The following is a 21202-nucleotide window of genomic DNA, read 5'->3' as shown; positions in this document are numbered from 1 at the left end:
TCATGCTGCTCTGGCTCGCACAATTTTTCCAGCAGGACGTCGGGATACTCCGGGTGTTCAACTTCATCACCTTCCGCGCGGTGTTCGCCACCGCGACGGCGCTGTTCATCGGTCTGGCCGCCGGCCCGTTCGTGATCCGCAAGCTGACCGCGATGAAGTACGGCCAGGCCGTGCGTACCGACGGTCCGCAGACCCACCTGAAAAAACACGGCACGCCGACCATGGGCGGTGTGCTGATCCTGCTGTCGATCGCGATTTCGACGCTGCTGTGGTGCGACCTGTCGAACCGTTTGATCTGGCCGGTGCTGATCGTGACGCTGGGTTTCGGCGCGGTGGGCTGGGTGGATGACTACCGCAAGGTGGTGTACCAGGATCCGGAAGGCATGCGTTCGCGCGAGAAGTATTTCTGGCAGTCGCTGGTCGGCATCGCCGCCGCGCTGTACCTGGCGTTCTCGGTGTCGGCGCCGAATACCAGCAAGGTGTTCGAGCTGTTCTTCGCATGGGTGCAGTCGGGCTTCTCGATGGATCTGCCGCCGAAGGCCGACCTGATTGTGCCGTTCTTTAAGACGATCAGCTATCCGCTGGGCGTGTGGGGTTTCATCGCGTTGACCTACTGTGTCATCGTCGGCTCGTCCAACGCCGTTAACTTCACCGACGGCCTGGATGGCCTGGCCATCATGCCGACGATTATGGTGGGTTCGGCCCTGGGCCTGTTTGCTTACCTGACCGGTAGCGTGACGTATTCGAAGTATCTGTTCATTCCGCACATTCCTGGCGCGGGCGAGCTGATTATCTTCTGCGGTGCGCTGGCCGGCGCCGGCCTGGCTTTCCTGTGGTTTAACACCCATCCGGCACAGGTGTTCATGGGCGACGTTGGCGCACTGGCGCTGGGCGGCGCGCTGGGCACCATCGCCGTGATCGTGCGTCAGGAAATCGTGTTGTTCATCATGGGCGGCATCTTCGTTGCGGAGACGGTGTCGGTGATGATTCAGGTGAGCTGGTTCAAGTACACCAAGAAGCGCTATGGCACCGGCCGTCGCGTATTTTTGATGGCGCCGCTGCACCACCACTTTGAACAGAAAGGCTGGAAAGAGACCCAGGTTGTCGTGCGCTTCTGGATTATCACGATGATTCTGGTACTGGTTGGACTCTCGACGTTGAAACTGCGCTGATGATTTACGAAGGCAAAAACGCACTGGTATTAGGACTGGGTGAATCCGGTCTGGCGATGGCGCTGTGGCTCGCCCGCAGCGGCGCGCGCGTGCGCGTTGCCGATACGCGTGAGTCGCCGGAGCGCCTGCCTGCGTTGCGCGCCGCCGTGCCGGATGCGGAATTCGTCGCCGGTCCGTTTGGCGCGTCGCTGCTGGAAGGCGTGGACTTCGTCACCGTCAGTCCTGGCCTGGCGCCGCACCGCGAGCTGGCCGAGATTGCGCCGGCCGCCGCTGCCGCCGGCATCGAGGTGTGGGGCGAGATCGAGCTGTTCGCGCAGGCGCTGGAAGCGCTGAAGACGGAACGCGGCTATCAGCCGAAGATCATCGCCATCACTGGCACCAATGGCAAGACCACGGTGACCACGCTGGTCGGCCAACTGTGCGAGCGCGCCGGCAAGACCGTGCGCGTGGCCGGCAATATCAGCCCGGCCGCGCTGGACGTGCTGCGCGAGGTGCTCGACGCCTCGCCAGCGCCCGCCGCTGATGCCGCCGCGCCGCAGCTGCCGGAAGTCTGGGTACTGGAGCTGTCGAGCTTCCAGCTGCAGACCACCTTCACGCTGGAAGCCGACGCCGCCACCGTATTGAACGTGACGCAAGATCACCTGGACTGGCACGGCGACATGCCATCCTACGCCGCCGCCAAGCACCGCATCTTCGCCGCCAACACCGTGCGCGTGTTGAACCGCGACGACGCCACCACCATGCGCATGGCCAGCGCCACCGGCCACAACGTCACCTTCGGCACCGACGCGCCAACCGTGCGCGACGACCTGGGCCTGAACAACGAACGCGGCGTGCTGTGGCTGGCCACCGCCGTCCCGGTCGAGGAAGAGGACGAACCGAAGAAACGCAAAAAGAACGATCCGCCGCCACCGCCGGTGGAATGCATCGTCAAGAACCTGATGCCGGCCGACGCGCTGCAAATCCGCGGCGTGCACAACGCCGCCAACGCGCTGGCGGCGCTGGCCCTGTGCCGCGCCATCGACCTGCCGCTGGCGCCACTGCTGCACGGCCTGCGCGAATATCGCGGCCAGCCGCACCGCGTGGAACTGGTCAGCGCCATCAACGACGTCGAATACTACGACGACAGTAAAGGCACCAACGTCGGCGCCACCGTGGCCGCATTGAATGGCCTGGGCAAAGCCTTCACCGGCGCCAACCAGCGCCTGGTGGTGATCATGGGCGGCGACGGCAAGGGTCAGGATTTCGCGCCATTGGCCGAACCAACCTCGCACTACGCCCGCGCCGTGCTGCTGATCGGCCGCGATGCGCCGCTGATCCGCGCCGCGCTGCAAAACACCGGTGTCGAGCTGGAAGACTGCGGCACCGACCTGCCGCAAGCCGTCAGGCGCGCGAGCGAACTGGCGCAAGCCGGCGACGCCGTGCTGCTGTCGCCGGCCTGCGCCAGCATGGACATGTTCAAGAACTACGCGCATCGCGCCCAGGTGTTCATCGACACCGTGCGCGAAATCGCCCTCGACGCAGGACAGGAGATCTGATGGCCTTCCAGCTGCCATTCCGCTTTGGCTCTTCGTCGGCGTCCACGCCGATGGATAGCCGCGCGCGGCAGTCGAAGATGATGGAGTACGACCAGCCGCTGGTCTGGGTCACGCTGTTGCTGATGCTGCTCGGGATGGTGATGGTGTACTCGGCGTCGATCTCGCTGCCGGATTCGCCGAAGTTCGCCAACTACGTCCGCTGGCAGAACACCTACTTCCTGCAACGGCAGGCGATGTTCATCGCCGTCTCGCTGATCGCCGGCCTGTTCGTGTTCCGCGTCCGCATCGCGGATCTGCAGAAGGCCGCGCCCTACCTGTTCATCTGCACGCTGGTGCTGCTGGTGGCGGTGCTGATCCCTGGCCTGGGCGTGGTGGTCAACGGCGGCCGCCGCTGGCTGTCGCTGAAGGTATTCAACGTGCAGCCGTCCGAATTGATGAAGGTGGTCGCGGTGCTGTACGCCGCCGACTACACGGTGCGCAAGCAGCAGTACATGCACAAGTTGACCAAGGGCTTCATGCCGATGGCGGCGGCGGTCGGCTTCGTCGGCCTGTTGCTGCTGCTGGAGCCGGACCTGGGCGCCTTCGGCGTCATCGTCTGCATCGCCATGGGCATCCTGTTCCTGGGCGGGATCAACGCCATCTGGTTCGGCGGCATCGGCGCCGTGCTGGTGGTGATCTTCGGCTCCATCATCGCGCTGTCGAAATTCCGCCGCGAGCGCTACTTCGCCTACCTGAATCCGTGGGAAGAAGACAACGCGATGAACAAGTCCTACCAGCTGACCCACTCGCTGATCGCCTTCGGGCGCGGCGAGATTTTTGGCGTTGGCCTGGGCGGCAGCGTCGAAAAGCTGCACTACCTGCCGGAAGCGCATACCGACTTCCTGCTGGCGGTCATCGGCGAGGAACTGGGCCTGGCCGGCGTGCTGGTGGTGATCGCGCTGTTCTACTGGATCATCAAGCGCGCCTTCGACATCGGCCGCCAGGCCATCGCCATCGACCAGACCTTTGCCGGCCTGACGGCCAAGGGCATCGGCATCTGGATCGGCGTGCAGACGTTTATCAACATGGGCGTGAATCTGGGCTTGCTGCCAACCAAGGGTTTGACCCTGCCGCTGATGAGCTATGGCGGCACGGGCGTTGTAATTAACTGCATCGGACTCGCGATCCTGCTCCGGATCGACTACGAGAACCGGGTCCTGATGCGCGGTGGCAGACTATGAAACGATTAATGATTATGGCGGCCGGTACGGGCGGTCATATTTTCCCGGGCCTGGCGATCGCGCAGACCATGCGCGCGCGCGGCTGGGAAGTGAGCTGGCTCGGCACCTCGACCGGCATGGAGCAGGATCTGGTGCCGAAGCACGGCATCGCGATGGACAGCATCCATTTCACCGGCATGCGCGGCAAGGGCATCAAGCACTCGCTGGGCGGCGCGTTGAAGATGGTGAAGGCGTTTGCCGACTGCTTCGGTTTCATCGGCAGCCGCAAGCCGGACGTGGTGATGGGCATGGGTGGTTACGTCACCGTGCCGGGCGGCCTGATGTCGCGCATGCGCGGCACGCCGCTGGTGCTGGTGAATGCCGATGCGGCGCTGCTGTTGTCGAACAAGACGCTGGTGCCGTTCGCGGACCGCGTGTGCTTCGGCTTCCCGGCCAATTTCGGCGCGGCGGCCAGCAAGGCGGTCGTCACCGGCAATCCGGTGCGCAAGGAGATTCTGGACATGGCGTCGCCGGCCGAACGTTTCGCCGGCCGCGAAGGTCCGCTGCGCATCCTGGTGGTGGGCGGCAGCCTTGGCGCCAAGGCGCTGAACGACGCGCTGCCGGCCGCGCTGGCGCTGATTCCGGAAGCACAGCGTCCGCTGGTGACCCACCAGTCGGGCAAGAAGAATATCGATGCGCTGCGTGCGGCGTATCAGCAGGCCGGCGTGACGGCCAATGTGGTCGATTTCATCGACGACATGGCGGCCGCCTACAGCGTTGCCGACGTGGTGATCTGCCGCGCCGGCGCCATCACCGTGTCCGAACTGACGGCGGCGGGCGTGGCCAGCGTGCTTGTGCCGTTCATGGCGTCGACCACCAGCCACCAGCGCGACAACGCGCAGTGGATGGCGAAACAGAAGGCGGCGATACACATGCCGCAAACGGAGTTGAGCGCGCAATCCGTTGCGACGCTGCTGGAAACGCTGACCCGCGCATCCTGCCTGGCCATGGCCACGGCGGCGCGCGATGTCGGCAAGCGCGATTCGAATGAAGCAATCGCACAGGTATTGGAAGAATTAGCATTGGATAAGCTGTGAAACATAAAGTACAGAACATACACTTCGTCGGCATCGGCGGCAGCGGCATGAGCGGCATCGCGGAAGTGCTGCTCACGCTGGGCTACAACGTGTCCGGCTCGGACCTGGGCAGCAACGCTGTCACCCAGCGCCTGGCCGACATGGGCGCGACCGTGTATCTGGGCCATGCGGCGGAAAACATCGGCAAGGCCGATGCCGTCGTGACCTCGACCGCTGTACAGCAGGACAATCCTGAAGTGGTGGCGGCGCGCGGCCGCAAGGTGCCTATCGTCCCGCGCGCGGTGATGCTGGGCGAGTTGATGCGCCTGAAGCGCGGCATCGCCATCGCCGGCACGCACGGCAAGACCACCACCACCAGCCTGGTCGCGTCGGTGCTGGCGCAGGGCGGCCTCGATCCGACCTTCGTCATCGGCGGCCGCCTGACCAGTGCCGGCGCCAACGCCAAGCTGGGCACCGGCGAATACCTGGTGGCGGAAGCCGACGAGTCGGATGCATCGTTCCTGAACCTGACGCCGATGATCGAAGTCATCACGAACATCGACGCCGACCACATGGAAACCTACGAGCACGATTTCGAGAAGCTCAAGCAGGCTTTCGTGCACTTCACGCACCGCCTGCCGTTCTACGGCCGCGCCATGCTGTGCATCGACGATCCGCATGTGCGCTCGATCCTGCCGCACGTGACCAAACCGGTGACCACCTACGGCTTCGCCGAAGACGCCGAAGTGCGCGCAGTGAACGCGCGCGCCGTCGGCGTGGAAATGCACTTCACCGTCAAGCAGGAAGGCTATCCGGACCTGGACGTGGTGCTGAACCAGCCAGGCCTGCACAATGTGCAGAATGCCTGCTCGGCCATCGCCATCGCGCGCGAGATCAATATCCCGGACAGCGCCACGCAGGCCGGCCTGGCCGGTTTTGCCGGCGTCGGACGCCGCTTCACCAAGTACGGCGACGTTGCGATTCCTGGCGGCGGAACGTTCACGCTGGTCGACGACTTCGGCCACCACCCGCTGGAAATGGAAGTGACCATGGCCGCCGCGCGCGCCGCCTATCCGGGCCGCCGCCTGGTGCTGGCGTTCCAGCCGCACCGTTTCAGCCGCACGCGCGACCTGTTCGAAGACTTCGTCAAGGTGCTGGGCACGCCGGACGTGCTGGTGCTGGGCGAGGTGTACGCCGCCGGCGAAGCGCCGATCGTGGCGGCCGACGGCCGCGCGCTGTCGCACGCGCTGCGCGCACGCGGCAAGACGGAACCGATTTTTGTTGAGGCGATCGGCGATATGCCGGAAACCATCATGGGCGTGGTGCGCGACGGCGACGTCGTGATGACCATGGGCGCAGGCTCGATCAGCGGCGTCCCGGCCAAACTGACTAATTATCCAAAGGTCTGAATCGTGAGTACCCTGAATCCACAAGACGCAAAAGCATTCGGCAAGGTCGGCGTGCTGTTTGGCGGCCGTTCTGCGGAACGTGAAGTATCCAATATGTCCGGCAGCGGCGTGCTGGCCGCGCTGCAAAGCAAGGGCATCGACGCCCATCCGTTCGATCCGGGCCAACGCTCGCTGGCCGAACTGGCGGCGGAAAAATTCGACCGCGTGTTCATCGCGCTGCACGGCCGCTACGGCGAAGACGGCAGCCTGCAGGGCGCGCTGGAACTGCTGGGCATTCCTTACACCGGCAGCGGTGTGATGGCCAGCTCGGTCGGCATGGACAAGATCACCACCAAGATCGTCTGGCTGCACAAGGGCCTGCCGACGCCGCGTTACGCGGTGCTGAACGCCCAATCGGACCTGGCGGCCACCGCCGCCGATCTGGGCCTGCCGCTGATCGTCAAGCCGCCGCATGAAGGTTCGACCATCGGCATCACCAAGGTGAACGAGGCCGGCGCCTTCAAGGCCGCCTACGACACTGCCGCGGCGCTGGATGACTCGGTGCTGGCGGAGGAATTTGTCACCGGCCGCGAATTCACGGTCGCCATCCTGGGCGGCGGTGCCACGGCGCGTGCGCTGCCGGTGGTGGAGATCGTGGCGCCGGAAGGCAATTACGACTATCAGAACAAGTACTTCACCGACGACACCAAGTATTTCTGCCCTGCCGCGCTGCCGGAAGCGCTGAGCGAGGAAATGCGCCGTATCGCCGTGGAAGCCTATCGCGCGCTGGGCTGCGAGGGCTGGGGACGCGTCGACGTGCTGCTGCGCGAACGCGACCAGAAGCCCTTCCTGCTGGAGGTGAACACCTCGCCGGGCATGACCACCCATTCGCTGGTGCCGATGGCGGCGCGCGCGGAAGGCATCAGCTATGAAGACCTGTGCGTGGAAATCCTGCGCACCGCGCGTTTGAAGATGAAGGGATAAGCAGTAGATGTGGCAAGACGCGAAGGCTTTGAATGCAACCGCCAGCGGCATCTTTGCGCTGACGCTGTTGGCATGCATCGCGGCCGGCGTGTGGTGGGTGTCGCAGCGACCGATGTTCAATCTGCGCACCATCCGTATCGAGAGTATAGGCAGTGACGATTTAAGGCATGTGAATCACCTGACGCTGCGTAACAATGCGCTGGGCAAGATCAAGGGCAACTTCTTCACCACCAACCTGGATGCGGTGCGCCAGGCGTTCGAGACGGTGCCCTGGGTACGCCGCGCAACGGTACGCCGCGAATGGCCGGACCAGTTGATCGTGGCGCTGGAAGAGCATGAGGTGCTGGGCACCTGGGGCGAGGATGGCAGGCTGCTGTCGACCAAGGGCGAGTCGTTCACCGCCAACCTGGCCGAAGCGGAGGAGGACCACGCGCTGCCGGAGTTTGAAGGACCGGACGGCAGCGAGAAGGAAGTGCTGTCGCGGTACGACGAGCTGCGTGCGTGGTTTGCGCCGCTCAAGCTGTTGCCGCAGGCGCTGTCGCTGTCGAGCCGCTATGCGTGGACGGTGAGGCTGGATAACGGAATGAGCGTGGCGCTGGGACGGGAACAGACCAGCACCACGTTGAAGGAAAGGGTGGACCGGCTGGTGGGGATTTATCCGCAGCTGGTGGAGCATCTGCCCAATATAGACACGATCGACATGCGGTATCAGAACGGTTTGGCGTTGAGCGCACAGGGATTGAAGATTCCGGCGGAAGGCGCGAAACCCAAACCAATAGTAAAAAAACCGGCACCCAAGCATACCTAAGCATAACTAGCAGGCAGAGAAGAAATGACTAAAGACGCGAAAAACCTGATCGTCGGCCTCGATATCGGCACCTCCAAGGTGGTTGCCGTGGTGGCCGAGGTGATGGGCGATGGACGCCACGAAGTGATTGGCCTGGGCCAGCACGAATCGCGAGGCCTGAAGAAGGGCGTGGTGGTCAACATCGAAGCGACCGTGGAATCGATCCAGCGCGCGCTGGAAGAAGCGGAGCTGATGGCCGACTGCAAGATCCGCAATGTCTACGCGGGCATCGCGGGCAGCCATATCCGCAGCTTCAATTCGAGCGGCATGGTGGCCATCAAGGACAAGGAAGTGACGGCGACCGACGTAGCGCGCGTCATTGAAACGGCAAAGGCGGTTAACATTCCGACCGACCAGCAATTGCTGCATACGGTGCCGCAGGAGTTCATCGTCGACAGCCAGGAAGATGTGCGCGAACCGATCGGCATGAGCGGCATCCGCCTGGAAGTGAAAGTGCACATCGTCACCGGCGCGGTGTCGGCGGTGCAGAACATCGTCAAGTGCGTGCGCCGCTGCGGCCTGGAAGTGTCGGACCTGATCCTGCAGCCAATGGCCTCGGCCGACGCGGTGCTGACCGGCGACGAGAAGGAACTGGGCGTGGTGCTGATCGACATCGGCGGCGGCACCACCGACGTGGCGGTGTTCTCCGACGGCGCGATCCGCCACACCGCCGTGATTCCGATCGCCGGCGACCAGATCACCAACGACATCGCCATGGCGCTGCGCACGCCGACCACCGAAGCGGAAGAGATCAAGATCCGCTACGGCGTGGCCAAGCAGGTGCTGGCCGATCCGGGCGAATCGCTGGAAGTGCCGGGCCTCGGCGACCGCGGTCCGCGCAACCTGTCGCGCCAGGCGCTGGCCGCCGTCATCGAGCCGCGCGTGGAGGAGCTGTTCGCGATGGTGCACCAGGTGGTGCGCGAATCGGGTTACGAAGGCGTGCTGTCGTCGGGCATCGTGCTGACCGGCGGCACCGCGATCATGCCGGGCATGGTCGAGATGGCGGAAGACATTTTCCTGAAGCCGGCGCGTTTGGGCACGCCGGACTACCGTGGCCAGCTGGCCGACGTGGTGCGCAGCCCGCGCTACGCGACCGTGCTTGGCCTGTTACAGGAAGCGAAAAAGCAGTACCTGCGTGGCCACATCGTCACGCGGCAGGATGGTTCGGTGAAGGCAGTGTGGCAGCGCATGAAGGAATGGTTCCTCGGGAATTTCTGAGGCAGGGTAGGTACAAATTTTTTTATATTAAACCGCAGTTTTCAATCTCCAGTTCTCCTACAATTATGAGGACTGGCGCTTGAAAACCGCATTCTGATAGGGAGTCACATCATGGAGTTCGATATGGTCGATAACGCAGCTTTGGGTACCGTCATCAAGGTCGTCGGTGTCGGCGGTGCGGGTGGCAACGCGGTGCAGCACATGATCAACAAGGGCATGTCGGGCGTCGAGTTCATCGCCGCCAACACCGACGCGCAAGCACTGTCGACTTCCAAAGCCGACAACGTCATCCAGATCGGCGAGACCGGCCTGGGTGCGGGCATGAAGCCGGACGTCGGCCGCAAGCTGGCGGAAGAATCGCGCCAGCGCATTGAAGACTCGCTGCGCGGCGCGCACATGGTCTTCATCGCCGCCGGCATGGGCGGCGGCACCGGCACCGGCGCCGCACCGATCGTGGCCGAAGTGGCCAAGTCGCTGGGCGCGCTGACCGTCGCCGTGGTGTCGAAGCCGTTCTCGCACGAAGGCCAGAAGTGCATGGACATCGCCGACGAAGGCCTGGAACAGCTGTCGGCCAACGTCGACTCGCTGATCGTGATCCTGAATGAGAAGCTGGAAGAGATCTACGAAGACGAATCGCTGATCGAATGGCTGCAGCACGCCGACGATGTGCTGAACAACGCCGTCGCCGGTATCGCCGAGATCATCAACGTGCCGGGCCACATCAACGTCGACTTCAACGACGTGAAAACCATCATGGGCGAGCAGGGCAAGGCCATGATGGGCACCGCCACCGCCTCCGGCGTCGACCGCGCACGCATCGCCGCCGAACAAGCCGTGGCCTCGCCGCTGCTGGACGGCGTCGACCTGTCGGGCGCGCGCGGCGTGCTGGTGAACGTCACCGCATCGCGCGGCCTGAAAGGCAAGGAGATCAAGGAAGTCATGGCGGCGGTGCGCGCGTTCGCGGCGCCGGACGCGTCGATCGCGCAGGGTATCGCCTATGACGACGACATGGGCGACAACATCCGCGTGACCGTGGTGGCCACCGGCCTGGGCAAAGCCAAGAAGCACGTGCAACTGGTGCCTCAGCAGATGCTGCGCACCGGCACCCACAACAGCCCGATGATGCCATCGGCTGCCATGGGCGGCGCGGCGGCGGCGCAAGGCCTGTCGATGGGCGCGGCCGGCGGCATGGGCGGCGGCGCATCGCCAGCCTTCGACGGCATGAAGGCGCCAGCGGTATGGCGTCGCGAATCGGCCTCGGAGCAGGTGCGCGCGATGGAGAAGAACGGCATGGAAACCTACGACATTCCAGCGTTCCTGCGCAAACAGGCCGATTAAGGCATACTGCCGGTTCTATTCCGGGAAAAGCCGCACCTCGGTGCGGCTTTTTTACATTCAAAGCGACAAAAGGAGTCATCCATGACCATCAAGATTGGCGACAAATTGCCAGAAGGCACTCTGGCCGAATTCATCGAAACCGAAACCGAAGGCTGCTCGCTGGGCCCGAACACTTTCAACGTGCAGGATCTGGTCAAGGGCAAAAAGATCGCCATCTTCGGCCTGCCGGGCGCCTACACCCCGACCTGCTCGGCGCAGCACGTGCCAGGCTACGTCAAGCACGCGGAAGAACTGAAGGCCAAGGGCGTCGATGAAATCTGGTGCATCTCGGTCAACGACGCGTTCGTGATGGGCGCCTGGGGCCGCGACCAGAAAGCCACCGGCATCGTGCGCTTCATGGCCGACGGCAATGCCTCGTACTCGAAAGCACTGGGCCTGGACGCCGACTTCAGCAAGTTCGGCATGGGCACCCGTTCGCAGCGCTACTCGCTGCTGGCGGAAGACGGCGTGGTCACCCAGCTCAACATCGAGCAGGGCGGCAAGTTCGAAGTCTCGAACGCCGAGACGCTGCTGGGTCAGCTGTAATCAGAAAGACGGCGCCGATGGCGCCGTCTTTGCATGTCGCGGCATGCGTCCTCATTGACGTGTCGCCCCTAAACGTATGATGTCATCTCCTTTCACGAGACCGCGACGACCTCGATAGCCATCGGCGTTGTCCGTGAATGTCTGCTTGGGCACATTTCACACCCTCCTCAACAGTGCGATGAATTTACACCCGAAAAATGGTGCTCATTCTGGCCGCCTGAAGTATTTGACACACCTCAAAAGATGATCATTGTATTAATCTTCCGTATCAGTACCGGCTTAAGCTGACACGCCTGTTACCAATGCTCGCGATAGCCGAGTTCTTGAGTCGTTAATCTAATGCTGGAAACGTCCCTGATCGCCGGAACGTTTCGTGTCTTGATGAGAAAAAATGTTGAATCTACGGACCATTAGATGTCTTGTGATGATGAGCTTCATGACAATGATGAGCGCTGCCTTTCCGCAGGAGTATTCCTCTGTGTGGACAGTATTTCAGAAAGAAGCCGTCTTCCATCCAGTTTTTAGGCGATCAAGTGATGGATGGCCAAGTATGCGGCGTTTATGAGATTTATTCCAGGTTCGTCAACGGCACCAAACCTGTCAAGGCAAACCTCTGGATAGATCGGCGGTCTGCTGCAATATGCAAGGTGGAAGGCACCATGTTGGAGGTCGGACTGCCCGGCGTAAAAACTGCGGGCTTTCTTTTGCGGTATCTGCTGGATGATCAAGGCAGAAGCGTTCCCGCCAGCCTTGATCTGCGCTATACGATATCGATTTTCTTTCACACCGGCGAAGTTTCATTCAAGGAGAAGTTCTCAGACTGGCGACCAAGGTCGACGCCTTGATCGCTGGCATCCGCAAGAGCCTCTACTGTAAAACTAGCCTTCCGCCTTGATGACGTTGCGGATGATGCCGATGCCGGTGACTTCGGTTTCCATCACGTCGCCCGGCTTCATGAACTCCGGCGGCTTGCGGCTGAAGCCGACACCGGACGGGGTGCCGGTGGTGATGATGTCGCCCGCTTCCAGCGTCATGCCGCGCGACAGTTCGGCGATCACGCGCGGGATCTTGAAGTACATCTGCTTGTAGCTGGCGTTCTGCTTTTCCACGCCGTTGACGCGGCTGATGACGCGTGCATTGTCCAGGTTCAGGCCGGCCGCGGTGACGATCCACGGTCCCATCGGGCCGTAGCCGTCCAGGCTCTTGCCCTTGAACCACTGGCCACCATGGCGCTTCTGCTGCACGTCGCGGGCGGTGGTGTCGTTGTAGACCGCGTAGCCGAACACGTGGTGCATCGCCTGCTCTTCCGTGATGTTGCGTCCGCCGCGGCCGATGACCACCGCCAGTTCCGCTTCCCAGTCCACCTGCGTCGAGTTGCTGGCGTCGAAGGGGATGGTGTCGAACGGGCCGTTCATGGTGTTGACGCCCTTGGTGAAGAACACCGGATTGGCCGGGTACTCGGTCACCACGCGGTCGACGCGCGCCGCCTTGCCTTCCTCAAAATGGTCGAGGTAATTCCAGCCCACCGCGTAGATGTTGGCGCGCGGCCGCGGAATCGGCGACAGCAGGCGTACCTGGTTGACGGTGGGCCGCATGATGCGCAGCAGCGCCGCGCGCTCGGCCAGCGCATGCACCTGGGCCAGGCCCTGGTCGCCGCTGTCGATCAGGGACAGCATGGAACCGGGATCGAACGCCAGCGTCACTTTTTGCCGCTTCGCTTCGGCGCCGACGTCGAGCACCTGGCCGTCATCGAACACCACGCCGACGCGCGGCTTGTCCTGCGGCCCCGGCGCAAAGCTGGCCAGGCGCAGGCCCAGCTTCGCCGCCAGCGGCGCGATGGCGCCGACCTGCGGTGTGTCCGCCGCCGCCGCCGCTGCCTGACCCAACACGCCTACCGCTGCACTGGTGGCGCCCAGCTTGAGAAAATTACGACGATTTTCTTGCATGCCTGTCTCCTGTTGTGAGTGCTGGGGCCATTGTATGCCATGTCAACTCACGCCGCTGCCGGGTAGTCGGTGTAGCCCAGTGCATCCTGGGTGAACCAGGTGTCGCGGTCGTCCGCCGCCAGCGGCAGGCCTTGCGCGATGCGTCGCGGCAGGTCGGGGTTGGCGATGAACGGCCGGCCGAAGGCGATGGCGTCGCCGATGCCGGCGCGCAGGTCACGCTCGGCGCGCGCCGCGTCAAAGTCGGAATTGAGCAGCACCGGTCCCTTGAACGCGGAACGCAGCAGCGGCGCCAGCGGCATGGTTTCGCCAACGCCGAAGCTGCCGTTTGGCGGCGGTTCGCGCAGCTCCAGGTGGGCGATGCCCAGCGACGACAGGGTTTCCAGCGCGGCGGTGAACAGCGGCAGCGGCGCGCTGTCGCGCACGCCCTGGGTTTCGCCGTTCGGCGACAGCCGCACGCCGACGCGGTCGGCGCCGATCGCATCGGACAGCGCCTGCGTCACTTCCTTCAGCAGGCGGATGCGGTTGGCGATGCTGCCGCCGTACTGGTCGTCGCGGAAGTTGCCGCTGTCGCGCAGGAACTGGTCGACCAGGTAGCCGTTCGACGCGTGCAGCTGCACGCCGTCGAAGCCGGCCAGCATGGCGTTGCGCGCGGCGGTGGCAAAGTCGTGCAGGATGCCGGGGATTTCATCCAGTCGCAGCGGCCGGGCCGCCGCGTAGGGCTGGGTGCCGGCATAGGTGTGGGCCAGGCCGGGCGCGGTGGTGGCGGACGACGACACCGGCGGCTGGCCGCCCAGGAAGTCCGGATGCACGGTGCGGCCCATGTGCCACAGCTGGGCGATGATGCGGCCGCCAGCCTCATGCACCTTGTCGGTCACGGCACGCCAGCCGGCCACCTGCGCGCCGGACCAGAGGCCGGTGGCGTAGGCCCAGCCCAGTCCTTGCTGGCTGATGCCGATCGCTTCGCTGATGATCAGGCCGGCGGAGGCGCGCTGCGCGTAGTAGTCGGCCATCATCGGCGTCGGCAGGTGTTGGCGGGTGCCGCGCGCCCGCGTCATGGGCGCCATCAGGATGCGGTTGGGCGCGCGGATGGCGCCCAGTTGCAGCGGTTCGAGTAACAGGCTCATGATGGTTCTCCTCAGACCAGGCCGGCGCCGCCGTCGATGTGCAGCGTGGCGCCGTTCATGTAGCGGTTGGCCATCAGGAACACCACGGCGGCGCCGGCTTCGTCGGCGCTGCCGAGACGGCGCAGCGGCAGCGTCGATTCCAGGTGGGCGACGTAGGCGTCGCGGCCGGCGCCCAGGGCCTTGCCCAGCAGCGGGGTGTCGATCGGGCCCGGCGACAGCGTGTTGACGCGGCGCGGCGCCAGTTCCAGCGCCAGGCCGCGGGCGAAGGCTTCCATCGCCGCGCTGGCGGCGGCCAGGATGGCGGTGCCATAGGCGTTCGGCCGGTCGGCCAGCACGCCGGAGATGAAGGTGACCGAGGCGTCGGCGGCCAGGCGGTCGCCCAGCGCGCGCAGGATGTGTACGGCGGCCCAGACCCGCTCATCGAAGGCGCGTTGCAGGTAAGGCACTTCGGCTTCCAGCACCTTGCCGGCGACGAAGCTGCCGGCCAGCAGTACCAGGTGGTCGATGCCTGGCACGTCGGCCAGCGCCGGCGTCACCGTTTCCACCTGCGTGACGTCGAATACGCGGTAGCCGGCGAAGCCATGTTCGGCCGCGACAGCGGCGGCGCGCCCGGCGTCGAAGCCGGTGACGATCACGGCGGCGCCGGCCGCCTTGGCCTGGATGGCGGCCGACAGGCCGATGCCGGAAGTGCCGCCCACGATCAGGACGGTTTTGCCTTGCAGTTCATTGAAGAGGTTGTTCATTTTGTTTGCTCCTGAAAATTTAGCGCGCCTGGCGCTGACAGGAACAAGATTAGGTTGATGCCATGGGTTTGACAATGTAGCTGGGATTCGTTTTAATCATGCCATGACGGCACAAATTGGGTGGAAATGACTGGCGGGACGGCGGTGTTGGGCGCGCCGGCGGCGCCGGCCGGCACGCTACGCGGACGCCGTCATGGCTGCCGCTGCGCGGCCTTGAACAGCGTCGAGTCGATGCTGAAGGAATCATCGGCCTGCACGGCGAAATAGTTGCGCGTTTCTTCCGGCGCGGTGCGGAACAGGCTGCGGATGGCGGCGACGCGCTCGGCCGGCGTGCGCATGCGCGCGGTCCAGTCGTCGAACCGCATGTCCAGCTTCCAGTCGTTGACGCGCTCGCTCGTGAAGCCGGCGTCGTCCAGCATCCGCGTCCACTCCGCAGGACGGTAGTCGCGCACGTGCGAGCCGTCGCGCAGCAGTTCCACCGCCTGCAGCGTGGTGTCGTGCAGCGGCGTTTCCGGCGCGGTGATGTCGATGATGACGAACACGCCGCGCGGCTTCAGCACGCGCTTGACTTCGCGCAGCGCGGCCGGCACGTCCAGCCAGTGGTGCGCCGAAAAACGTGTGACCACCAGGCAGAACGAGGCGTCGGCAAACGGCAGGCTGGCCACGTTGCCTTGCTGCGTGCCGATGTTGCCGAGGCCGCGATCGCGCGCCGCGTTGGCCACCACCGTCAGCATTTCCGGCGACAGGTCGAACGCCGTCACTGATTCCGCCACCGGCGCCACCGCAAAGCTGGCATGGCCTGCGCCGCAGCCCAGGTCCAGCACCAGCGGACGCTTCGGCAGGGCGGCGGCGATCTCGCGCAGCTGCGCCAGGTCCGCGCCTTGCGAGTGGACCGTGCTGGTCAGGTAGGCGCTGGCGGTATTGCCGAACTGCTGGGCGACAACGGCTTGCTGTTGCATGATGTTTTCTCCAAAAAAAGATAGTTCAGGGCAGAATAGGCGGGTTTTTATCCTGTAACAAGACAAGGATTTATCCTGGTATAAGGGACTACCATGCAGGACAAGCTTGGCGATTTCATCCGCGCGCATCGCGAGCGCACCACGCCGGCCAGCGTCGGCCTGCCCGCCGGCGGGCGCCGCCGCACGCCGGGCCTGCGGCGCGAGGAGTTGGCGCAACTGTGCGATGTCAGCCCGACCTGGCTGACGTGGCTGGAGCAGGGCAGGCAAGTGTCGGCGTCCGGCAAGCTGCTGGCGCGCATGGCCGAAGTGCTGCACCTGAGCGCGGCCGAGCGCAGCTATCTGTTCAGCCTGGCTGAGCGGCTGGACCCGCAGCACGATGCGGACGCCGTGGATGATGGCGAATCGCTGGCCGACATCGTTGCCGCCATCGACGCGCCAGCCTACATGCTGGACCGGCAATGGGATGCGGTGGCGTGGAACGCGCACGCGGCGGCGCTGTTCGGCGGCTGGCTGGATGGGGCGTCGTCGCTGCGGCCCAACCTGCTGCGCTTCATGTTCCGCGCTGCGGCCGCGCGCGGCCTGATCGTCGATTGGGAAGAGCGCGCGCGCCGCCTGGTCGCCGAATTCCGCGCCGACATCGGCAAGCATGCCGGCCAGCCAGCGCTGGCGGCGCTGATCGCCGAGCTGTCGCAGGAGAGTCCCGAATTCCACGCGCTGTGGCCGCTGCAGGACGTGGTCAGCCGCGAAGGCGGCCTGCGCCGCTTCCACCATCCCGGCATGGGCGAACTCAGCTTCAACCAGATCACTCTGCACCCGGCCAAGCGCCACGACCTCAAGCTGGTGATGCTGTTGCCGGCTTGACAAACGGACACGCGATAATTAATATCCGACCGGTTGGATATAAATAATCGAGGATGTCATGGGACGTAAGCGGGTAATCGATCAGGAGCAGATCCTGGACGCGGCCGAGAAGGTCGTGGCACGGGATGGCGCGGCGCGGCTGACGCTGGAATCCGTGGCCGAAGTGGCCGGTATCAGCAAGGCCAGCGTGTTGTACGACTTCAAATCCAAGCAGGCGCTGATTGCCGCCGTGGTCGAACGCGCGGTGCGCAACGACAACGCATTTAACGACGGCGTCACCGCCAGCCTGGGCGAGCTGCCAAGCGCCGCCATTCGCGGCCGCATCGCCGCCGCCGCGCAGCCACTGCCGGAGGCGTTCCGCGCCACCGCGCTCAACCTGTGCGCGGCGCTGGCGCAGGACCGTGAATTGCGCGCCACGGTGCAGAACAATCAGGCGGCCATTGCCGGCAAGATTGTGGCGGATGCCGCCCATCCGCGCGGCGCGCTGCTGGCCTATCTGGCGCTGGAAGGCTTGAAGCTGCTGGAAGCGATGGATCTTTACCATTTGCCCACCGCGCAGCGCAGCCAGGTTCTGGCGGATATCGCCTGGCTGGTGGACGCCAAATGAGCCGCATCTTTCTCACCGGCGGCAGTGGTTATGTGGGCCGCAACCTGATCCGCCACTTTATCGCGCGTGGCGACAGCGTCATCGCACTGGCCCGCAGCGCGCCCGCCGCCGCCACGGTCAGCGCCCTGGGCGCCACACCCCACCACGGCGACCTGCTGCAACACGACTTGAACACCGCCATGCAAGGCTGCGATATCCTGATCCATGCTGCCGCCGATACCAATCACGGCTGGTGCACGCCGGCGCAGCAGCAGACCAACCTGGACGGCACGCGCCACGTATTCGCTTCGGCCCGCCACGCCGGCATTCAGCGCGCGATTCATCTCAGCACCGAGTCCGTGCTGCTCAACGGCGAGCCGCTGGTCAACGCCACCGAGAACCATGAATTTCCGCCCAAGCCGGCTGGCGGCTACTCGCGCACCAAGGCCGAGGCAGAGCGCATCGCGCTGTCCTTCGCCAACGAGGCGATGTCGGTGGTGGTGCTGCGTCCGCGTTTCGTCTGGGGACGCGACGACACCACCGCGCTGCCGCAACTGGCGGCCGCCGCGCGCGACGGCAAGCTGGCGTGGATCGATGGCGGCGGCTACCGCACGTCCACCACCCACATCGCCAACCTGTGCGAGGGCGTGGACAAGGCCTTGCAGCACGGCCGCAACGGCCAAGTGTATTTCATCACCGATGGCGAGCCGGTGGTGTTCCGCGATTTCATCTCGCAGCTGCTGGCCACGCAAGGGCTGGCGGCGCCGACCAAACATGTGCCGCGCGCGCTGCTGCGCCGGATCGCCGCCGTCGGCGATGTGCTGGCAACGCTGAGCCGGGGCCGCATCAAGCCGCCGATCTCGCGCCAGGAATACGCCACCATGGCGGTCGAGGTGACGCTGGATATCAGCAAGGCGCGCACGGAGCTGCATTATGCGCCGGTGATGAGCGCCAGCGCCGGCCTCGACGAACTGCGCGCCGCCTGACGCGCACAGCGGCTTGCTATAATAACGACGATGGCGCCGCGCGTCATCCTGGCTCCGGACGTCGCCATAATGACGTTCCCAGTGGTCCGCCCCGGACCGGTCGTCAAGGAGCTTCTTCTGTCCTCCCGTCAAGAAAATCTGCACAGCATCTACGCGATGCTGACTGCGGTTGCCATGTTCTCGTTCATGGACACCAGCATGAAGCTGCTGTCCGCCCATTATCCCGCCACGCAGGTGACGGCGTTGCGCTCGCTCAGTTCGCTGCCGCTGCTGTGCGGCTATATGCTGTATCGCGGCGCGTTCAACAGCATCTTGCGCGTGCGCTGGCCGATGCACGTGTTCCGCGCCGTGCTCGGCATCGCCATGCTGACCACCTTTGCCTTCGGCTTGCAGTCGCTGTCGCTGGCCGAGGCGTATTCGATTTTCTTCATCGCGCCGGCGCTGATCACCGCGCTGTCGGTGTGGGTGCTGAAGGAGCAGGTCGGCGCCGGCCAGTGGGTGGCCATCGCGGTCGGGCTGCTGGGCGTGCTGGTGGTGCTGCGTCCCGAAGGCACGGGCTTTCTGTCGCTGGGCGGCGTGGCGATCCTGGCGGCGGCGGCCTGCTACGCGGTGTCGGCCATCAGCGCGCGCGTGCTGGCGCGCACCGACAGCACCGAGGCCATGATGTTCTGGCTGCTGACCTTGATGGCCATCGGCGCCGTCGCGCTGTCCTACCGCCACTGGGTGCCGGTGCGCGCCGAGCATGGCTGGATCCTGCTGGCGCTGGCGCTGTCCGGCTTCTTCGGCCAGCTGGCCATCACCAAGGCCTTCAGCACCGGCAAGGCCTCGATCGTGGCGCCGTTCGAGTACACGGCGCTGGCCTGGGGCGTGGCGATCGACTGGCTGCTGTGGCAGGCGCTGCCGGACGGCTACACGCTGCTCGGCGCCGGCATCATCATCGCCAGCGGCGTCTACCTGGTGCGGCGCGAGGCGGTCCATGTTGAAGCCGAGCATCCTTGACCACAGTTCGTTATAATCTTCCGATGCTAAAACAACGCACTATCAAAGAACTGGTCCGCACCACGGGTGTCGGCCTGCACTCCGGCACCAAGGTCGAGCTGACCTTGCGCCCGGCCGCGCCGGATACCGGCATCGTGTTCCGCCGCGTCGACCTGGAGCCCATGGTGGAATTCCCGTCCAGCGCGATGGCGGTGGGGGATACCCGCATGGCCTCGGTACTGGTCAAGGACGGCGCCCGCGTCTCCACGGTCGAGCACCTGATGTCGGCCTGCGCCGGCCTCGGCATCGACAACCTGTACATCGAGGTCAGCGCCGAGGAAATCCCGATCATGGACGGTTCGGCCTCGTCATTCGTATTCTTATTGCAACAGGCGGGCGTGCTGGAGCAGCCGGCCGCCAAGAAGTTCATCCGCGTGCTGAAGCCGGTGGAAATCCGCGAAGGCACGGGCGACAAGGAAAAATGGGCGCGCCTGCTGCCGCACGACGGCTTCAAGCTGGACTTCTTCATCGAGTTCAACCACCCGGCGGTGGACGGCACGCAGCAGCGCGCGCACGTGGATTTCGGCGACGTCTCCTATGTGCACGACGTGGCGCGCGCGCGGACTTTCGGTTTCATGCAGGATGTCGAGATGTTGCGCGGCATCGGCCTGGCGCGCGGCGGTTCGCTGGAAAACGCCATCGTCATGGACGAGTACCGCATCCTGAACTCGGACGGCCTGCGCTATGAAGACGAGTTCGTGCGCCACAAGATCCTGGACGCCATCGGCGACCTGTACCTGGTCGGCCATCCGTTGCTGGCGTCGTATGAGGCGCACAAGTCCGGCCACGCGCTGAACAACCAGCTGCTGCTGGAACTGCTCAAGCATCCGGATGCCTATGAAATCGTCACGTTCGACAGCAATGACGTCGCGCCGCAGTCCTATGTGCGCCAGATGGCGCGTGAGTGGGCGCTAACTTAATCAGCCGCCGCCGGCGCGCCGGCGCGCCACCATCGCCTTGACCGCCTCGATCAGCGCCGCGTTCTGCGGCGTCTGCTCCAGGCTGCCGCTGAGCTGGTCGAAGGCTTCCACCGCGGCGCAGGGCAGTTCCAGCGCCCGCATCTTTTCCTTGATTTCGGCCTGCTTGGTCATCTGCACCTTCAGCTTGACGCCGTGCACCTGCCAGCCGCGCCGCGCCAAGGTGTCTTGCAACTTCGGCAATTGCTGCTTGAGCTTGGCCGCCAGCGCCGTGGTCGGCAGCGACAGCAGCAGCTGGCCGTCCTCGAACGCCAGGATCTCGCAGTGCACGAACATGGCCGGCAGGCATTCGGCGCAGTCCTTTTGCAGGCGCGCCATGCGCTCGATGGCCGGCAGCAGGGCCGCCATCTTGTCGTTGCGGCGCAGGAAGTCGGTGGCTTCCACCGCCGTGCGGCGCTTGAGCGAGATGTTGGAGGAGTTGAATCGCATGCGGCGAAACATATCACAGATATTGCGCCGCCCCAAAATCGTCACCAGCGGTTAAAATCGATTGATTTTGTGACATTGTTCACGCTTGCGCTATTGTTATATAGGCCAATAACCCAATGTAGACCCGAGCGCGTGATAAAATCACCGTCTTTTGCCATAGTCCAACTCCGTGCGTCAAGGCGCAGAGCTTTTTTTAACGGCGTTTTTT

At 64.5% G+C, this 21202-nt stretch carries 21 protein-coding genes; 16 read left to right on the top strand and 5 right to left on the bottom strand.

The window, feature by feature from the left end:
* The first annotated feature begins 2 nt into the window (after positions 1–2).
* From mraY to GJ698_RS05125, 11 genes are all read left to right on the top strand, one after another.
* On the top strand, positions 3–1172 hold the full coding sequence (mraY, locus tag GJ698_RS05175) for a phospho-N-acetylmuramoyl-pentapeptide-transferase (RefSeq protein ID WP_154356541.1): 1170 nt from the start codon (positions 3–5) through the stop codon (positions 1170–1172).
* Positions 1172–2710, top strand: coding sequence for a UDP-N-acetylmuramoyl-L-alanine--D-glutamate ligase (gene murD, locus GJ698_RS05170; protein ID WP_154356540.1), 1539 nt, complete (start codon positions 1172–1174; stop codon positions 2708–2710). The genes mraY and murD overlap by 1 nt, the downstream gene beginning before the upstream one ends.
* Positions 2710–3930 (top strand): putative lipid II flippase FtsW, encoded by a 1221-nt coding sequence (gene ftsW, locus GJ698_RS05165; RefSeq protein WP_154356539.1) that lies wholly within the window; start codon positions 2710–2712, stop codon positions 3928–3930. The genes murD and ftsW overlap by 1 nt, the downstream gene beginning before the upstream one ends.
* Positions 3927–5006 (top strand): undecaprenyldiphospho-muramoylpentapeptide beta-N-acetylglucosaminyltransferase, encoded by a 1080-nt coding sequence (gene murG, locus GJ698_RS05160; protein ID WP_154356538.1) that lies wholly within the window; start codon positions 3927–3929, stop codon positions 5004–5006. Before ftsW ends, murG begins: the two co-directional genes overlap by 4 nt.
* Positions 5003–6394: a UDP-N-acetylmuramate--L-alanine ligase gene (gene murC / locus GJ698_RS05155; protein ID WP_371865138.1), complete on the top strand. Its 1392-nt coding sequence runs from the start codon at positions 5003–5005 to the stop codon at positions 6392–6394. Before murG ends, murC begins: the two co-directional genes overlap by 4 nt.
* Positions 6395–6397: 3 nt before the next feature.
* Positions 6398–7357, top strand: a complete 960-nt coding sequence (locus tag GJ698_RS05150; protein WP_371865137.1) for a D-alanine--D-alanine ligase — start codon at positions 6398–6400, stop codon at positions 7355–7357.
* A gap of 7 nt (positions 7358–7364) precedes the next feature.
* The gene (locus GJ698_RS05145) at positions 7365–8165 is read left to right on the top strand and encodes a cell division protein FtsQ/DivIB (RefSeq protein ID WP_154356537.1); all 801 of its coding nucleotides are present in this window, start codon (positions 7365–7367) and stop codon (positions 8163–8165) included.
* Between the two features lie 24 nt (positions 8166–8189).
* Entirely contained in the window at positions 8190–9422 is a 1233-nt protein-coding gene (ftsA, locus tag GJ698_RS05140) for a cell division protein FtsA (RefSeq protein ID WP_154356536.1), read from the top strand.
* 111 nt (positions 9423–9533) lie between these two features.
* Positions 9534–10760 (top strand): cell division protein FtsZ, encoded by a 1227-nt coding sequence (gene ftsZ, locus GJ698_RS05135; protein WP_154356535.1) that lies wholly within the window; start codon positions 9534–9536, stop codon positions 10758–10760.
* 81 nt (positions 10761–10841) lie between these two features.
* Positions 10842–11345 carry a peroxiredoxin gene (locus GJ698_RS05130; protein ID WP_154356534.1) on the top strand — a complete coding sequence of 168 codons (504 nt, stop codon included), beginning with the start codon at positions 10842–10844 and terminating at the stop codon, positions 11343–11345.
* Between the two features lie 536 nt (positions 11346–11881).
* Positions 11882–12190, top strand: coding sequence for a hypothetical protein (locus tag GJ698_RS05125; protein ID WP_154356533.1), 309 nt, complete (start codon positions 11882–11884; stop codon positions 12188–12190).
* 33 nt (positions 12191–12223) lie between these two features.
* Here the strand turns inward: GJ698_RS05125 and GJ698_RS05120 are convergent, their stop codons facing one another.
* The 4 genes from GJ698_RS05120 to GJ698_RS05105 form a co-directional block, all read right to left on the bottom strand.
* Positions 12224–13291 (bottom strand): fumarylacetoacetate hydrolase family protein, encoded by a 1068-nt coding sequence (locus GJ698_RS05120; RefSeq protein ID WP_154356532.1) that lies wholly within the window; start codon positions 13289–13291, stop codon positions 12224–12226.
* A 47-nt stretch (positions 13292–13338) separates the two neighbouring features.
* On the bottom strand, positions 13339–14415 hold the full coding sequence (locus GJ698_RS05115) for an alkene reductase (protein WP_154356531.1): 1077 nt from the start codon (positions 14413–14415) through the stop codon (positions 13339–13341).
* An 11-nt stretch (positions 14416–14426) separates the two neighbouring features.
* Positions 14427–15158 (bottom strand): SDR family oxidoreductase, encoded by a 732-nt coding sequence (locus GJ698_RS05110; RefSeq protein ID WP_154356530.1) that lies wholly within the window; start codon positions 15156–15158, stop codon positions 14427–14429.
* A 191-nt stretch (positions 15159–15349) separates the two neighbouring features.
* The gene (locus GJ698_RS05105; protein WP_154356529.1) at positions 15350–16117 is read right to left on the bottom strand and encodes a class I SAM-dependent methyltransferase; all 768 of its coding nucleotides are present in this window, start codon (positions 16115–16117) and stop codon (positions 15350–15352) included.
* A gap of 93 nt (positions 16118–16210) precedes the next feature.
* Here GJ698_RS05105 and GJ698_RS05100 point away from each other — a divergent pair, with 93 nt between their 5' ends.
* The 5 genes from GJ698_RS05100 (at position 16211) to lpxC (ending at position 20508) form a co-directional block, all read left to right on the top strand.
* Positions 16211–16978, top strand: coding sequence for a helix-turn-helix transcriptional regulator (locus GJ698_RS05100; RefSeq protein WP_154356528.1), 768 nt, complete (start codon positions 16211–16213; stop codon positions 16976–16978).
* A 58-nt stretch (positions 16979–17036) separates the two neighbouring features.
* Entirely contained in the window at positions 17037–17585 is a 549-nt protein-coding gene (locus tag GJ698_RS05095) for a TetR/AcrR family transcriptional regulator (protein WP_154356527.1), read from the top strand.
* Positions 17582–18550, top strand: coding sequence for an NAD-dependent epimerase/dehydratase family protein (locus tag GJ698_RS05090; protein WP_154356526.1), 969 nt, complete (start codon positions 17582–17584; stop codon positions 18548–18550). The genes GJ698_RS05095 and GJ698_RS05090 overlap by 4 nt, the downstream gene beginning before the upstream one ends.
* 156 nt (positions 18551–18706) lie before the next feature.
* Positions 18707–19549 (top strand): DMT family transporter, encoded by an 843-nt coding sequence (locus tag GJ698_RS05085; RefSeq protein WP_154356525.1) that lies wholly within the window; start codon positions 18707–18709, stop codon positions 19547–19549.
* Between the two features lie 23 nt (positions 19550–19572).
* Positions 19573–20508, top strand: coding sequence for a UDP-3-O-acyl-N-acetylglucosamine deacetylase (lpxC, locus tag GJ698_RS05080; protein ID WP_154356524.1), 936 nt, complete (start codon positions 19573–19575; stop codon positions 20506–20508).
* On the opposite strand, the gene GJ698_RS05075 is transcribed toward lpxC, so the two are convergent.
* On the bottom strand, positions 20509–20994 hold the full coding sequence (locus GJ698_RS05075) for a DciA family protein (RefSeq protein WP_229259843.1): 486 nt from the start codon (positions 20992–20994) through the stop codon (positions 20509–20511).
* Positions 20995–21202 lie beyond the last annotated feature (208 nt).

Origin of the sequence: Duganella aquatilis, from assembly GCF_009674565.1 — a bacterium.
Taxonomy (GTDB): domain Bacteria; phylum Pseudomonadota; class Gammaproteobacteria; order Burkholderiales; family Burkholderiaceae_D; genus Rugamonas; species Rugamonas aquatilis.
This window is presented reverse-complemented; position numbering and strand designations above follow the sequence as displayed.

Excerpts from the sequence above, each read along its gene's own strand:
- GJ698_RS05100 (WP_154356528.1), top strand. The coding sequence starts at position 16,211 with ATGCAGGACAAGCTTGGCGATTTCATCCGCGCGCATCGCGAGCGCACC.
- GJ698_RS05115 (WP_154356531.1), bottom strand. The coding sequence starts at position 14,415 with ATGAGCCTGTTACTCGAACCGCTGCAACTGGGCGCCATCCGCGCGCCC.
- mraY (WP_154356541.1), top strand. The coding sequence starts at position 3 with ATGCTGCTCTGGCTCGCACAATTTTTCCAGCAGGACGTCGGGATACTC.
- GJ698_RS05085 (WP_154356525.1), top strand. The coding sequence starts at position 18,707 with ATGCTGACTGCGGTTGCCATGTTCTCGTTCATGGACACCAGCATGAAG.
- GJ698_RS05125 (WP_154356533.1), top strand. The coding sequence starts at position 11,882 with ATGGATGGCCAAGTATGCGGCGTTTATGAGATTTATTCCAGGTTCGTC.
- GJ698_RS05145 (WP_154356537.1), top strand. The coding sequence starts at position 7,365 with ATGTGGCAAGACGCGAAGGCTTTGAATGCAACCGCCAGCGGCATCTTT.
- GJ698_RS05075 (WP_229259843.1), bottom strand. The coding sequence starts at position 20,994 with ATGCGATTCAACTCCTCCAACATCTCGCTCAAGCGCCGCACGGCGGTG.
- murD (WP_154356540.1), top strand. The coding sequence starts at position 1,172 with ATGATTTACGAAGGCAAAAACGCACTGGTATTAGGACTGGGTGAATCC.
- ftsW (WP_154356539.1), top strand. The coding sequence starts at position 2,710 with ATGGCCTTCCAGCTGCCATTCCGCTTTGGCTCTTCGTCGGCGTCCACG.
- lpxC (WP_154356524.1), top strand. The coding sequence starts at position 19,573 with ATGCTAAAACAACGCACTATCAAAGAACTGGTCCGCACCACGGGTGTC.
- ftsA (WP_154356536.1), top strand. The coding sequence starts at position 8,190 with ATGACTAAAGACGCGAAAAACCTGATCGTCGGCCTCGATATCGGCACC.
- murG (WP_154356538.1), top strand. The coding sequence starts at position 3,927 with ATGAAACGATTAATGATTATGGCGGCCGGTACGGGCGGTCATATTTTC.
- ftsZ (WP_154356535.1), top strand. The coding sequence starts at position 9,534 with ATGGAGTTCGATATGGTCGATAACGCAGCTTTGGGTACCGTCATCAAG.
- GJ698_RS05090 (WP_154356526.1), top strand. The coding sequence starts at position 17,582 with ATGAGCCGCATCTTTCTCACCGGCGGCAGTGGTTATGTGGGCCGCAAC.
- GJ698_RS05095 (WP_154356527.1), top strand. The coding sequence starts at position 17,037 with ATGGGACGTAAGCGGGTAATCGATCAGGAGCAGATCCTGGACGCGGCC.
- GJ698_RS05110 (WP_154356530.1), bottom strand. The coding sequence starts at position 15,158 with ATGAACAACCTCTTCAATGAACTGCAAGGCAAAACCGTCCTGATCGTG.
- GJ698_RS05120 (WP_154356532.1), bottom strand. The coding sequence starts at position 13,291 with ATGCAAGAAAATCGTCGTAATTTTCTCAAGCTGGGCGCCACCAGTGCA.
- GJ698_RS05130 (WP_154356534.1), top strand. The coding sequence starts at position 10,842 with ATGACCATCAAGATTGGCGACAAATTGCCAGAAGGCACTCTGGCCGAA.
- GJ698_RS05105 (WP_154356529.1), bottom strand. The coding sequence starts at position 16,117 with ATGCAACAGCAAGCCGTTGTCGCCCAGCAGTTCGGCAATACCGCCAGC.